General features: G+C 31.2%; 11 protein-coding genes. 5 read left to right on the top strand and 6 right to left on the bottom strand.

The window, feature by feature from the left end; genetic code table 11:
* Positions 1-46: 46 nt before the first annotated feature.
* From Q4512_RS03390 to Q4512_RS03380, 3 genes are all read right to left on the bottom strand, one after another.
* Positions 47-2,404: a penicillin-binding protein 1A gene (locus Q4512_RS03390; protein ID WP_303421603.1), complete on the bottom strand. Its 2,358-nt coding sequence runs from the start codon at positions 2,402-2,404 to the stop codon at positions 47-49.
* Positions 2,405-2,476: 72 nt separating this feature from the next.
* On the bottom strand, positions 2,477-2,968 hold the full coding sequence (locus Q4512_RS03385) for a gliding motility lipoprotein GldH (RefSeq protein ID WP_303421601.1): 492 nt from the start codon (positions 2,966-2,968) through the stop codon (positions 2,477-2,479).
* Positions 2,958-4,211, bottom strand: a complete 1,254-nt coding sequence (locus Q4512_RS03380) for a regulatory iron-sulfur-containing complex subunit RicT (protein ID WP_303421599.1) — start codon at positions 4,209-4,211, stop codon at positions 2,958-2,960. The genes Q4512_RS03385 and Q4512_RS03380 overlap by 11 nt, the downstream gene beginning before the upstream one ends.
* A 282-nt stretch (positions 4,212-4,493) precedes the next feature.
* Here Q4512_RS03380 and Q4512_RS03375 point away from each other — a divergent pair, with 282 nt between their 5' ends.
* Complete coding sequence (locus Q4512_RS03375) at positions 4,494-5,906, top strand: peptidoglycan DD-metalloendopeptidase family protein (protein WP_303421597.1); 1,413 nt, start codon at positions 4,494-4,496, stop codon at positions 5,904-5,906.
* Here Q4512_RS03375 and Q4512_RS03370 read toward each other — a convergent pair whose 3' ends face one another.
* Both Q4512_RS03370 and Q4512_RS03365 read right to left on the bottom strand, forming a co-directional pair.
* The gene (locus tag Q4512_RS03370; protein ID WP_303421595.1) at positions 5,907-6,911 is read right to left on the bottom strand and encodes a radical SAM protein; all 1,005 of its coding nucleotides are present in this window, start codon (positions 6,909-6,911) and stop codon (positions 5,907-5,909) included.
* The gene (locus tag Q4512_RS03365) at positions 6,912-7,982 is read right to left on the bottom strand and encodes a rhodanese-related sulfurtransferase (RefSeq protein WP_303421593.1); all 1,071 of its coding nucleotides are present in this window, start codon (positions 7,980-7,982) and stop codon (positions 6,912-6,914) included.
* 678 nt (positions 7,983-8,660) lie between these two features.
* Between Q4512_RS03365 and recA the strand changes: the two genes are divergently transcribed.
* From recA to Q4512_RS03345, 4 genes are all read left to right on the top strand, one after another.
* Positions 8,661-9,668, top strand: a complete 1,008-nt coding sequence (gene recA, locus Q4512_RS03360) for a recombinase RecA (protein WP_303421591.1) — start codon at positions 8,661-8,663, stop codon at positions 9,666-9,668.
* Between the two features lie 103 nt (positions 9,669-9,771).
* Positions 9,772-10,185: a hypothetical protein gene (locus Q4512_RS03355; protein ID WP_303421589.1), complete on the top strand. Its 414-nt coding sequence runs from the start codon at positions 9,772-9,774 to the stop codon at positions 10,183-10,185.
* Positions 10,186-10,213: 28 nt separating this feature from the next.
* Positions 10,214-10,756 (top strand): RNA polymerase sigma factor, encoded by a 543-nt coding sequence (locus tag Q4512_RS03350; RefSeq protein ID WP_303421830.1) that lies wholly within the window; start codon positions 10,214-10,216, stop codon positions 10,754-10,756.
* Positions 10,756-12,372, top strand: coding sequence for a hypothetical protein (locus Q4512_RS03345; RefSeq protein ID WP_303421587.1), 1,617 nt, complete (start codon positions 10,756-10,758; stop codon positions 12,370-12,372). The genes Q4512_RS03350 and Q4512_RS03345 overlap by 1 nt, the downstream gene beginning before the upstream one ends.
* Positions 12,373-12,466: 94 nt before the next feature.
* Here Q4512_RS03345 and Q4512_RS03340 read toward each other — a convergent pair whose 3' ends face one another.
* Positions 12,467-13,204 (bottom strand): 1-acyl-sn-glycerol-3-phosphate acyltransferase, encoded by a 738-nt coding sequence (locus Q4512_RS03340; protein ID WP_303421585.1) that lies wholly within the window; start codon positions 13,202-13,204, stop codon positions 12,467-12,469.
* Positions 13,205-13,268: the final 64 nt, after the last annotated feature.

Raw genomic sequence — 13,268 nt, 5'->3', positions numbered from 1 at the left:
TCACGAATACATTATGAGAATCCTGCCTTCGCAGGAATTTAATTTATTAGAAGTCCAATTCTTCAGGTACATCTTCATCTGGAGTATCAGAATCGGAACCTTGCTCTTGTTTGTAATTATCACAATCCACCTCAATAGATAAATTTGCTGGTTTTGTAAATTCGCTTTTAGAAATACCCAGTTCTTCATTTTCATAACAACTATTCATATACATTCCCCAAATTGGTAATGCCATAGCTGCTCCTTGCCCATAAGTTATCGATGCAAAATGTGCTGCTCTATCTTCTGCACCAACCCATACTCCTGTTACAAGATTTGGAACCATACCCATAAACCAACCATCACTTTGATTTTGTGTGGTTCCTGTTTTTCCAGCTATAGGGTTTGTAAACTCGTAAGGATAGCCTGTTATAACTTCTCTATAATCTGCACGCCATTTATCTCTACCTTTACCTCTTAATCTTCCTCCAGATCCATATTGGGTTACACCTTCCATAAGGTTTACAGTAACATAAGCTGCTTCTTCACTTAAAACATCTCTAGACTCTGGTGTAAATTGATATAATATGGTTCCGTTTTTATCTTCAATATGTGTTACCATTACTGGTTTAGTATACACTCCCTGGTTTGCAAATGCAGAATACGCACCAACCATTTCATAAACACTAACATCTGGTGTACCTAGAGCAATAGAAGGAACTGCAAGAATTTCAGATTCTATTCCTAATTTTTTTGCTAAGTCTACAACGGGTTGCGGGCCAACTTTATCCATTAAACGTGCAGTAATTGTATTTATAGAATTTGCTAATGCATTTTTTAAAGTTCGCGTTCCTCCGTATTCATTATTATCGTTTCCTGGTGTCCAAGATTCTGGGTTTCCATACTTGTTCGCTTCGATAGTAATTTGCGTATTTGGTAACTCATCGCATGGCGAAAGATGTAATTGATCTATAGCTGTTGCATATACAAAAGGTTTAAATGTAGAACCTACTTGACGCTTCCCTTGATTTACATGATCATACTGAAAATGCTTATAACTAATACCTCCAACCCAAGCTTTTACATGTCCAGTTTGTGGATTCATAGACATCATTCCTGTATGTAAGAATGATTTATAATAGCGCATAGAATCAATAGGCTTCATAATAGTATCTACTTCTGAAACCTGACCATCTTTCCATTGAAAAACAGTCATTTTTCTTGGCTTGTAAAAAGATTCTCTTATTTCTTTTTCTGATTTACCTGCTTTTTTTAATATTCTCCAACGCTCACCTCTACTCATTGCTCGTTGCATTAATGAATCTATTCCTCCTTTTGTAAGATCTAGAAATGGAGCAGTTGGGTTTCTTTTTGGTGTATTTTGATGAAAAAACTCTGCTTGCAATCTTGGCATGTGTCTATTTACAGCTTCTTCTGCATACAATTGCATTCTAGAATCAATGGTAGTATACACTTTTAGTCCATCACTATTAATATTGTATTTTGTGCCATCTGGTTTTCTATTTGCTTTATCTTTGGTCCAATCCTTCATAAAAGCACGAAGGTATTCTCTAAAATAAGTTGCTGTACCTTCACGATGTGATTCTGGTGAATAGCGCAAACCTAATTCTAATTTTTGAAGGGAATCTTTGACTGTTTCGTCTATATAACCATATTTTTCCATCTGTGCTAAAACAACATTACGTCTATTTTTTACACCTATTGGATTTCGTTCTGGTCTTGGATTGTATAAAGAGGAGTTCTTAAACATACCAACCAGCATAGCAGATTCTTTTATATCTAATTCCATTGGTTCTTTACCAAAGTAAATTCTAGAAGCAGAACGAATGCCATCGCCATTGTTACCAAAATCATAGATATTAAAGTATTGCGCAATAATCTCTTCTTTGGTATACTGTCTTTCTAGCTTGGTAGCGATAATCCACTCTTTTGCTTTTTGTGCTATTCTTCCGAAAGTGTTTTTAGAACCTTCACCATGAAATAATTGTTTTGCTAATTGTTGCGAAATGGTACTCGCTCCTCCTCCTCTTCCAAGTTTAACAACAGCCCTTAATGTACCTCTTGCATCTACTCCTGAGTGTTCATGAAAACGAGCATCTTCGGTTGCGACTAAAGCATCTACTAAATGTTGAGGCAATTCATCATAACTCACTGGAGTTCTATTATCATTAAAATAAAATTTCCCAAGTGTTTTACCATCTGAAGAAATAATTTCTGTAGCTAAATTAGTTTTAGGATTTTCTAAAATAGTATGATCTGGAAGTGCTCCAAAAACTCCCCAAGATGCTAACAAAAACAATAGGATTAATGCTAAGAAACCACCTAAAAAAAGTTTCCAAAATAAACGTACGTATTTGGAAAAATCTTGTGTTTCTGTTTGTTTTTTTGCTTGCTTTTTTGCCATATTAAATTTACTTCGATACTGTTTTGTTTCAATTAGATTGGCTCTGCATGAACAAAATCACTTGCCGTGACGTTAATTATTATTTATATTTTCTACTCTAAATCCAACATCGGTAATACCTTCTAGATCGTTAACACCATTTACTTCTCCGTTTTCTCGCATGGCATGTTGTATATTGATTTGGTATTCACCTATTTCATTAAAAATAAAACCCTCTTTGTACCACAATTTATTTTCTTTAATACTAGAAAAACCCGTGCCTAAAAATGTACCATTAGGTTTTGCCATTTTGTATTCTAGTGTGTCTTTCACCGTTTTTCCATGTGGAAAATTCATTGCTACTATTAAATATAAATTGCTGTATTTATATTCTTGATTGTTTCTCAAGTTTACAAACAAATTATACTTATTTATCGTGTCTGGAGCTTGAACTTTAAATTGTATAACATCTTTTTTATTCCAATTATTTGGTACGTTTTGGTATTGATCAAAAACACCATTGGCATCACAAGACACAAAAAAGAAAGAAAGAAAAAAAAGCAATAGAGAAATACTATTTCGCATTGTTTTTGTTGTTTTGAGGTTTTCTTCGTCTTTTATTGTTGTTATTTTTACTGTTTGGGTTATTATTTTTGTTTGTATTTTTAGGTGTATTATTACTCTTGTTGTTTCTGTTTCTACTGTTTCTATTATTTTTACGTTTTTTATTGCCTTTTGGACTATCAAAACGTGTTAAACTATCTTGACCTACAACGTTTTCAAACTCTGTTTTAGTATCTTCTATTAGTTCTGTAGCGTATTCCTCAAGACTTACAACTTTTTGTTTTTTCTTATTTAATGCTATTATTTCATTGGCTTGATCTTTTGTAATCTTGTGCCAATTCATCCATTCGCCTTCATAAGCATACCATAAATGGCCTTGAAAAATATCTGTTTTTTGGCAAACTGCAGTACCTTTTTGGGTGTATAATTTTATTTCAGGCTTAGGAATACTTTTTAAAGCATCTAAATAGCTATCTAATTCATAGTTTAAACAACATTTTAGTTTACCACATTGTCCGGCTAATTTTTGCGGATTTAAAGATAATTGCTGGTAACGTGCTGCAGATGTGCTTACCGAACGAAAATCTGTTAACCATGTAGAACAACATAACTCACGACCACAAGAACCAATACCTCCAAGTCTTGCTGCTTCTTGCCTAAAGCCAACTTGTTTCATTTCTATTCTGGTTCTAAACTCTCTTGCAAAAAGTTTAATAAGTTCTCTAAAATCTACACGTTCTTCTGCTGTGTAATAAAAAGTAGCTTTACTTGCATCGCCTTGAAATTCGATATCGGAAATCTTCATTTTCAATTTTAAGTCGATAGCAAACTGACGAGCTTTTACCTTCATTGCCTCTTCTCTATCTCGAGCTTCCGACCAAATATCGATATCTTTTTGTGATGCTTTTCTATATATTTTTTGAAGGACTTCAGGCTTTTCTGAAACTTTTTTACGTTTCATTTGAACTCTTACCAATTCCCCAGAAAGAGTTACCATACCAATATCGTGACCAGATTGCGCTTGTGTTGCAACAACGTCTCCAATTGCTAATGTTAAGTTTTCGGTGTTTTTGTAATATTCTTTTCTTCCGTTTTTAAAACGAACCTCAACCCAATCGAAAGGTTTTTCTCCGTTTGGAAGTGACATATTTGCTAACCAATCGAAAACAGTGAGTTTATTACAACTATCTGTTCCACATGTTCCGTTACTTTTGCAGCCTTTTGGCTGCCCATCTTTTCCTGTTGAACAAGTTCCACAAGCCATAAAGTGTATATATTGTTTCTAAAAAAGTACATCTTTTTTAGAAGAAGATTAATAAAAAAATATTTTCTTTTTTATTGATTTCTAATCACATAGAAATTACAATCCAAAGCATAACTTTGGATTGTAAAGATAATATTATTTATTAAGTTAAAAAGCTAGTAGTTTTATAAAACTGAATATTATAAAAAAATTGTATATTTATACTCCCTAATACATTAATAGCAAGCATTTTAATATTATTTTTTATTCATTTAAAATTTATCTTTTAAAGCTATTAATATTATGAAAAAAATTACGAAAACTTCAGCAATTCTACTTTCAGTATTTGGATTGTTTTTAACACTTCATGCTCAAGAATCTTCTAAAAAAATAAATGGGAGTGAGTACAGCTTCAATGAAGCTAAAAACCCTTGTTTAACTTTTGAACAAAGGAAAAACATTAAAGCGTTTTTAAAAGAAAACGAAGAAATATTAAAACAAGAAAACAAACTTGCTTTTAAGGAAACAAACAGAGCTGGTGGACACGTTTTGTTTGACTGGCCAATACAACAAGCATCTAGTTCTAATTATAATGACTCTTGGGCTATTTCTGGTTATGTAGATCATAATGCAAACTTTCCTAACCAACTATTAGATTTTAATTGTGGCACACAAACTTATGACACCTCTGGAGGGTATAACCATCAAGGCGTAGATGTCTATTTATGGCCTTTTACTTGGAAACAAATGGATGATAATGCTACGGAAATTATTGCTGCAGCAGATGGCCAAATTATTGGAAAAAGTGATGGTTATTATGACAGGAGTTGTGGGTTTAACAATAACCAATGGAATGCAGTATATGTACAACATAATGACGGAAGTATTGCATGGTATGGACACATGAAAAATGGATCTGTTACCACAAAAAACATTGGGGAAACGGTTAGCGTTGGAGAAGTGCTTGGAGTTGTTGGTAGTTCTGGAAATTCAACTGGACCACATTTACATTTTGAGGTTTACACAGATAGTAGTTACACGCAATTGGTTGATCCCTTTTATGGAACATGTAATAGTTTAAATACAGATTCTTGGTGGAATTCGCAAAAACCATATAGCAATCCTAACATAAATGCTGCACTTACACATACTGATAACCCTATTGTTTTTCCAACATGTCCAACAGCAGAAACTACTTATGAAAGTGATATTTTTGAATTAGGAGATACTATTTATTTAACCGCTTTTTTAAGAGACCAAATTGCCGGAACCAATTTAAGCGTTCAAATTTTAAGACCAGATAATTCTGTTTTTTATAATAGCTCTTTTAATACTACTGCAACAAGTTCTTCATGGTATTATTGGTGGTATTTTACTTCATTTGATGCTATAGGAGAATGGAAATGGGAAGTAACTTATGAAGGGCAAACAGTTACACATTTATTCACAATACAAACCTTAAGTGTTGATGAAAACGAAATACAAACCATTTCTGTGTATCCTAATCCTACTAAAGATTTTATACATATTTCAACCGAAAAATTAATATTTAAAGCGAGTTTGGTGGATGTACAAGGTAAAACCATTAAAACAATTTATAATGTTTCTAACGGAATAAAAAAGGTGAATTTAGGAGATGTTTCTAACGGAATGTATTTTTTAACTCTGGAAAGTGAAACTAATAAAAAGAAAACTTTTAAAATTATTAAAGAGTGATTAATTAAACTCTACTTCGTAATTTAACCTATTGGTAAGTGACTTTAATTCGGTTTCCGACTTAAAAACGTTCGCATATAATTGCTTGCTCCATCCTATTCTTTTAGAGTAATCATTGAAGCTTTCTTCTTTCCAATTAAAGCCATCTTTCCAGAATTTATTTGGAGAAACATAACAAAATGTATAATCAAAAATTAAACTAGAGTTATTTATTTGCGTGCTTTTAGGTATTTCGTTAGAAGCTAAAAGTGTAATATTATTGGCTTTACAATTGGCTCTAATTTGTTTTATTAATTTTGGGTAATCTGCACGAATACTTTCTAAATCAAAGTCATTATACTCTGTGTTCCCAATCTTTCTAATGGGGCGAATTTGAAGCAAATCGAAGCTTTTTCCGTTAAAATGATTAAAGAGTTCAGTTAATTCGTAAAAGTTATCCTTATTAAAGGTATAGTTAATTCTCACCTTAAAATCATATTTACTTTTAAGTTTTTGAAAAGCATTAAAAGCGTTATGAAATTTTTCGTAACTAGATTTTTTCATAAAACCTTCATAACTTTCCTTTGTCACTCCATGTAATGAAATAGTAAACTCATTAAGTCCTGCTTGTAAAAGAACTTCAATTTTTTCTTCATCTAGCAAATTAGCATTCGTTGTTAAAGAGATATAAGGCACTTTGTATTGTTTACCTAGTTTTACAAGTTCTGGTAAGTTTTTATAAAGTGTTGGTTCTGTACCGCAACCAATTTGAAGTTTTAAAGCACGCTTAAAAATAGTTTTTGCAACTTGGTTTAATTCTTCTGGTTTAAATTGCCCTTTTAATGTTTTTACATAATCTGCATCTGTAAAATAGCACATTTTACAGCGTAAGTTACAAGCCATTACAGGATCGAGATTTACTGCTAAATATCTTTTGTTAAATTTATGCAATAGCCAAAGTCCTAGAAATTTAATTCGGTGACTTTTAATCTTTCGATTTAATTGTAATAGTTTGTAAATATTCATTTACTGTTTGTTTGGTAAGGATTCAAAAATATTCCTTAAATCTTTTTTGTAAGGTAAGTGATCTGCTCTTCCTTTTTTAAATATATCGTTACTATTTGCCTGTCCTTTTCGCAATGCTTTTTGTTCTTCAAAAGGTAAAGCATGAATTTCTTTACAGTTGGTAGAACAACAGTTATTCATTTCTTCTTTACATGCATCACATTGAATAAATAAAAGGTGACAAGCATCGTTTGCACAATTGGTATGCACATCAAAAGGAGATCCACATTGGTGGCATTGTGCTATTACGTCTTCGCTAATTTTTTCGGCCCTTCTTTCATCGAAAACAAAATTCTTTCCAATAAATTTATTTTCTAATCCTTCATCATTTATTTGACGTGTGTATTCTATAATGCCTCCTTCTAATTGATATACATTTTTAAAGCCTTTATGTTTAAAATAAGCGGAAGCTTTTTCGCAACGTATTCCACCCGTACAGTACATTACTAGATTTTTATCTTCTTTATGTTCTTTTAAATCTTCTTCAATAATATCTAAAGATTCTCTAAAAGTATCCACATCTGGAGTAACTGCATTTTTAAAATGACCAATTTCACTTTCGTAATGGTTTCGCATATCTACCAAAACGGTGTTTTCATCTTCAATAAGTGCATTAAATTGGTCTGCGCGAACGTGAGTTCCTTTATTTCTTACATCAAAAGTGGCATCATTTAAACCATCTGCAACAATCTTGTTTCTCACTTTTACTTTAAGCTTTAAAAAAGACATATTGTCCTGCTCTACAGCAATATTCAGCCTAATTCCGTTTAAAAAATCGATGGTATCTAAATGAGTTTTAAAGGCTTCAAATTGATCTGCAGGCAAAGATAGTTGCCCGTTTATTCCTTCTTTTGCCACGTAGATTCTACCTAGAACGTCTAATGCATTCCAAGTTATAAATAAATGGTCTCTAAATTCTTGAGGGTTTTCAATTTTAGCGTATTGATAAAAAGAAAGTGTTAATCGGTCTTTTCCTGCTTGCTCGATTAACGCAGCTCTTTCTTTTGCGCTTAATGTGTTGTACAGTTGCATGCTATACTAAGTTTTAAGGTTAAAGAATATTTTGAGGCAAAGGTAGTATTTTATAAATAATAGGCAAATTTTGATTGTTTTGATAAAAAACAAAAAGTGAAAACAAAAAAAAGCACTTTAGACATTCTAAAGTGCTTTTCATAGACTAACTCGTTATTAATATTTTTTAATTTATTAAATTTCAAAATACCATACGAGTTAACCTCCATCGGCTTTACAGTTACTATTTATAAATATAGCAACTGAAACGCCTAATGCATTAATACATTTTTTAAAAAACTTCATAGCTTTATTCTTTAAAGATTAAACTATATACACCTAATAAAAATAAAACAATAGAATTAAATTTTTCTCTATTTCCTTTATGTTCCAACATAAAATAAAATTCACTCCAGCACTGCTTAAGCTCTAATTTTATCAAAAGAAAATAAACTTTAAATTTAGTTTCAAAAATTTTAAAATTTATTTGGCACTATTTATTAAAAAGCAAGGTTGTTTTTCTTTTTCACAGCATAAAATTTTCCCACTTTATATAGTAGATGCAGAAAGAGTAAAAAGGTTGCGTCAAGAAGCTATTTTTTTATTCATTAATTTAAAATGAAATGTAATATTGTATTGCAATATGACAAAAGAAGTAGTATTTTAGCGTCTCTTACACGAATAAATTAATATACAGAAATGAGCAGCGAAAAAGAAGCAAAATTAAAAGCCCTTAAACTAACTTTAGACAAACTAGATAAGGCTTACGGAAAAGGAACAGTAATGAAAATGAGCGATAAAGCCATTGTTGATGTAGAGGCTATTTCTTCTGGATCTTTAGGTTTAGATATTGCATTAGGCGTTGGTGGTTACCCAAGAGGTCGTGTTATTGAAATATATGGACCAGAATCTTCTGGTAAAACAACATTAACTTTACATGCTATTGCAGAAGCACAGAAATCTGGAGGTATTGCAGCATTTATTGATGCAGAACATGCTTTTGATAGATTTTATGCTGAAAAACTAGGCGTAGATATAGACAATTTAATAATCTCGCAACCAGATAATGGAGAGCAAGCTTTAGAAATCGCAGATAATTTAATACGTTCTGGGGCTATTGATATAGTTGTAGTAGATTCTGTTGCTGCATTAACTCCTAAAAGTGAAATTGAAGGTGAAATGGGAGACTCTAAAATGGGTTTACATGCTCGTTTAATGTCGCAAGCATTAAGAAAACTAACCGCATCAATTAGTAAAACAAATTGTACGGTTATCTTCATTAATCAATTAAGAGAAAAAATTGGTGTAATGTTTGGTAATCCAGAAACTACAACAGGAGGTAATGCTTTAAAGTTTTATGCTTCTGTTCGATTAGATATTAGAAGATCTACACAAATAAAAAGTACCGATGGAGACGTACAAGGAAACAAGACAAGAGTTAAAGTGGTTAAAAACAAAGTAGCTCCTCCCTTTAGACTTGCAGAATTTGATATTATGTATGGAGAAGGAATTTCTAAAGTTGGTGAAATTCTTGACATTGCAGTAGAATTTGAAATTATTAAGAAAAGTGGATCCTGGTTTAGTTATGGCGAAACAAAACTTGGTCAAGGCCGAGATGCTGTAAAAGCATTAATAAAAGACAATCCAGAACTCATGGATGAGCTAGAAGGAAAAATAAAAATAGCCATTAAAGAAAATAAAGAGTAAAATAAAAAATCCCGACATGATCGGGATTTTTTATTTTTACACGCAACCTTTTATACTTTTCTGCATCTAGTAATAAAAACATGTATTTTTTATAGTACTAAAAATGAAAAAAATAGTAGTTCTCTTATTAATCTTTTCTATCTTTTCTTGTAGCCTAAGTGATGACACAACAAGTTCACAAACCGTGTTTTTACCAATAGAAAACGTTACCATGCCTAATGAATTTATAAGAAATCAGACACATAATATAACTCTATCTTATTACAAACCATCTTCTTGCTATGTTTTTAATAGTATTTACTCTACAGTAACTGGTAACGAAACTACCTTCGCTATAGTAACCGATATACATACTAGCAATGTAGATTGTCAACAAATAACCACAGAGTCAGAAACATCTTTTGATTTCACACCTACAGAATTAGGTTCCTATATTTTTAAATTTTGGCATGGAGTAAATGGCACAAATACTGGTCAAGATGTTTATTTAGAATATGAAATTGAAGTCGTAGAATAAATTTAAGTTTAACTAATACATGTATCATGTGAGTTTAAATCAACTCATTATAAATTGTAAAAAAAATGATGCTAAAGCACAAAGCGAACTATACCAACTCTTTTCGAGTAAATTATTTTCACTTTGTTTAAAGTATTCAAGAAATTACGCAGAAGCAGAAGATAATCTGCAGGATGCTTTTGTGACTATTTTTAACAAAATGTCACAGTATAACAACAAAGGATCTTTTGAAGGTTGGCTAAAAAGAATAACAATAAATACAGCTTTACAATGCTACAGAAGCAAAGGTGTTTTTGAAATTGTAAACGAAGAAAACATAGAAGATGTAACTCTTGAAATTGAAGATAATGAATTATCTATAGACTATCTATTAAACATTATTCAAGAATTACCAGACAGATACAGATTAGTATTTAATTTATATGCTTTAGATGGTTATTCCCATAAAGAAATAGCATCTATGTTACATATTACAACTGGAACATCCAAATCGAATTTAGCAAGAGCTAGGCAGATTTTAAAAGATAAAATAGAAACCTATAGAACGAGTTTAAACTCACAGACATTATAATGAGTGACAAAAAACATATAGATAGAATTTTTCAAGAAAAACTTAAAGATTTAGAGATATCTCCAAGTCCTAAAGTTTGGAAAAACATTCAAGGAAAAATAGAGCAACCAAAAGAAGAAACAAAAAAAGCTTTCCCTATTTGGCTTCGTATTACTAGCATTGCAGCGTTACTATTAATATTATTAACTGTTGGAAACCTCTATACTTCAAGTAAAACGAATACGAAAGAAATTCATTTTGTAGATACAGAAAACACTATTAATACCGCAGAACCCCAAAAGAAGAACCTAAACATAGAAAATACAAATAATGCTATGGTAGATGAAAGTGCAAATGCTTTAAAAAAGGGAGAAACTATTTTAGAAACCAAAAACACTTCAAAAGAAAATACAGGTATTGCAACCTCTAATACTTCTAATACTTCAAAAAGTAAAAATTCTAACAATAACAAAACCGTTATCAACAAGAAACAAAACAGCTATGCTACTACTCAAAATAGAACAACACAAAATCCTTTAGTAGTTACAAAAAAGAATACACCTATTTCTACAAAGTCAGAAAACGCAACAGCGAATAATTCAAATAGAAATCCAAATGTTATTTCTAACAAAAACGAGACAAAAAAGTACCAAACCAACACAGTAATTTCTAATACAAATTCAAAATTATTAGCGCAAAACACTTCCAAAAAGAGAAGTAACACCATCGATAATATAGCTGTATTAGACAAAAATAAAGTGGATTCCGAATTAAAAAAGAACAGTGCAAATGCTGTTACAGAAAATCTATCCAATACTGAAGAAGAAAATAAAACTACAGATGCCGAAACCAAAGTAGAAGAAACATCTATAGAAGAAGAAATAGCAAAAGCAGAAGAGCGCATTGAAAAAGAAGAAGAAGAAGAAAAAGTAAACAGGTGGCAAGTCTATGCTAACATTGCTCCTGTTTACTATAATACTCTAGGCAAAGGATCGCATATTGATGAACAGTTTGTAGACAATTCTAAATCTGGTGAAACAAACACAAGTTATGGTGTTAATGTAAGCTATGCATTTAACAAAAAGCTAAAACTTCGCTCTGGTGTAAACTCATTAAATTTAAGCTATGACACAGATAATGTAATTATTTATCAAAATGTTTCTGGTAACAATGCTGCCACTTTAAAAAATGTAGACTTTAATAACGAACAAAGTATTTCTGCAATTTCTGCAACCAATCTTGGTGTACAACAAGCTGTTGGACTTTTACCGAATGAAAATGCAGCCATTAGCCAACGTTTAGGGTATTATGAAATCCCTATGGAACTTGAATACACGGTATCTAGCAAAAAGTTTGGGGTAAATGTAATTGCAGGTTTAAGCACCTTTATTTTAAATGATAATAAAATATACTCGGAGTTTGAAGGAAGAAAAACAGAAATTGGAGAAGCAAATAATATAAATGATGTTAGTTTTAGCGGAAACTTAGGTCTTGGTTTAGACTACAAATTCTCTAATAAAATTAAATTTAACGTACAACCAACCTTTAAATACCAAATGAATGCTTTTGAAAATACCTCTGGTAATTTTAGGCCTTACATTATTGGTGTTTACACAGGTTTGAGTTATAAGTTTTAGTTTTTAGTTGGTTAGATTGGTTCTTGTTTATTGGAATTTATAAATTCTGAAAAACAATAACACAAAAAGCTGTTCTGTGCCAAGAACAGCTTTTTTATTTAGTATAAGCAATTAACTGATTTAAAATTACTTCTCTAGATTTATTATTTATTTCTTTTGAATTCTCCGTTTTCAATCCTAAAGTAGGAATAATATTATGCATTTTAGCTCGCATTTTCCCTGGGTTTCCACTAAAAAAAACATAAGAAAAACGCTTTTTATTATCCGCAAAAGTTAAAGGTACAATTGGTATTTGATGATTAATTGCAAGTCTAAAAGCACCGTCTTTAAAATCTGCTAAAAGTACATCGTCATCAGGAACTAATCCTTCTGGAAAAATACAAATACTCAAGCCTTGATTTAAACGTCTTTGTGCACTTTTAAACACAGCTTTTCTACTACGTTCGCTACTTCTATCTACCAAAATAGAAGTACGCTTATAAAAGAAACCAAAAAGTGGAATTTTTGCTAATTCTGCTTTACCAACAAACACAAAGGGATTTTTAACAGTAACCAACATGAGCATAATATCTGCCATAGAAGTATGGTTAGCAATAAACATGTAACTTTTATTAGGTTCCAGTTGTGCTTCGCGTTCTATTTTAATTTTAAAACCCATTCCAATTAAAATAAATCTAGACCAAATACGCGCAAGTTTAAAAAAGAAAGGATACCAAGATTCTTTAAGAATAGAAACAATAAGTAGCGGAAACATAATAAGAATTGGTATTGCAACCAGTATGTAAAACCAAATACGATAGAAAATCCAGAAAATGTATTTAAAAACTTTCATAAGTGCCAAAACTACTAAATTTATCGAATTCCTCTTTATAAAAAAATTATCTTTGCTTTATCAA

This window comes from Oceanihabitans sp. 2_MG-2023, assembly GCF_030547245.1.
GTDB lineage: Bacteria > Bacteroidota > Bacteroidia > Flavobacteriales > Flavobacteriaceae > Oceanihabitans.
Note: the sequence above shows the minus strand (reverse complement) of the source record. Positions and strands in the feature narration are given on the sequence as shown.

What these genes read in the sequence shown, in the direction of transcription:
- Q4512_RS03345 (WP_303421587.1), top strand. Translation starts at nt 10,756, where the DNA reads ATGAGTGACAAAAAACATATAGATAGAATTTTTCAAGAAAAACTTAAA.
- recA (WP_303421591.1), top strand. Translation starts at nt 8,661, where the DNA reads ATGAGCAGCGAAAAAGAAGCAAAATTAAAAGCCCTTAAACTAACTTTA.
- Q4512_RS03380 (WP_303421599.1), bottom strand. Translation starts at nt 4,211, where the DNA reads ATGGCTTGTGGAACTTGTTCAACAGGAAAAGATGGGCAGCCAAAAGGC.
- Q4512_RS03355 (WP_303421589.1), top strand. Translation starts at nt 9,772, where the DNA reads ATGAAAAAAATAGTAGTTCTCTTATTAATCTTTTCTATCTTTTCTTGT.
- Q4512_RS03365 (WP_303421593.1), bottom strand. Translation starts at nt 7,982, where the DNA reads ATGCAACTGTACAACACATTAAGCGCAAAAGAAAGAGCTGCGTTAATC.
- Q4512_RS03370 (WP_303421595.1), bottom strand. Translation starts at nt 6,911, where the DNA reads ATGAATATTTACAAACTATTACAATTAAATCGAAAGATTAAAAGTCAC.
- Q4512_RS03375 (WP_303421597.1), top strand. Translation starts at nt 4,494, where the DNA reads ATGAAAAAAATTACGAAAACTTCAGCAATTCTACTTTCAGTATTTGGA.
- Q4512_RS03340 (WP_303421585.1), bottom strand. Translation starts at nt 13,204, where the DNA reads ATGAAAGTTTTTAAATACATTTTCTGGATTTTCTATCGTATTTGGTTT.
- Q4512_RS03390 (WP_303421603.1), bottom strand. Translation starts at nt 2,404, where the DNA reads ATGGCAAAAAAGCAAGCAAAAAAACAAACAGAAACACAAGATTTTTCC.
- Q4512_RS03385 (WP_303421601.1), bottom strand. Translation starts at nt 2,968, where the DNA reads ATGCGAAATAGTATTTCTCTATTGCTTTTTTTTCTTTCTTTCTTTTTT.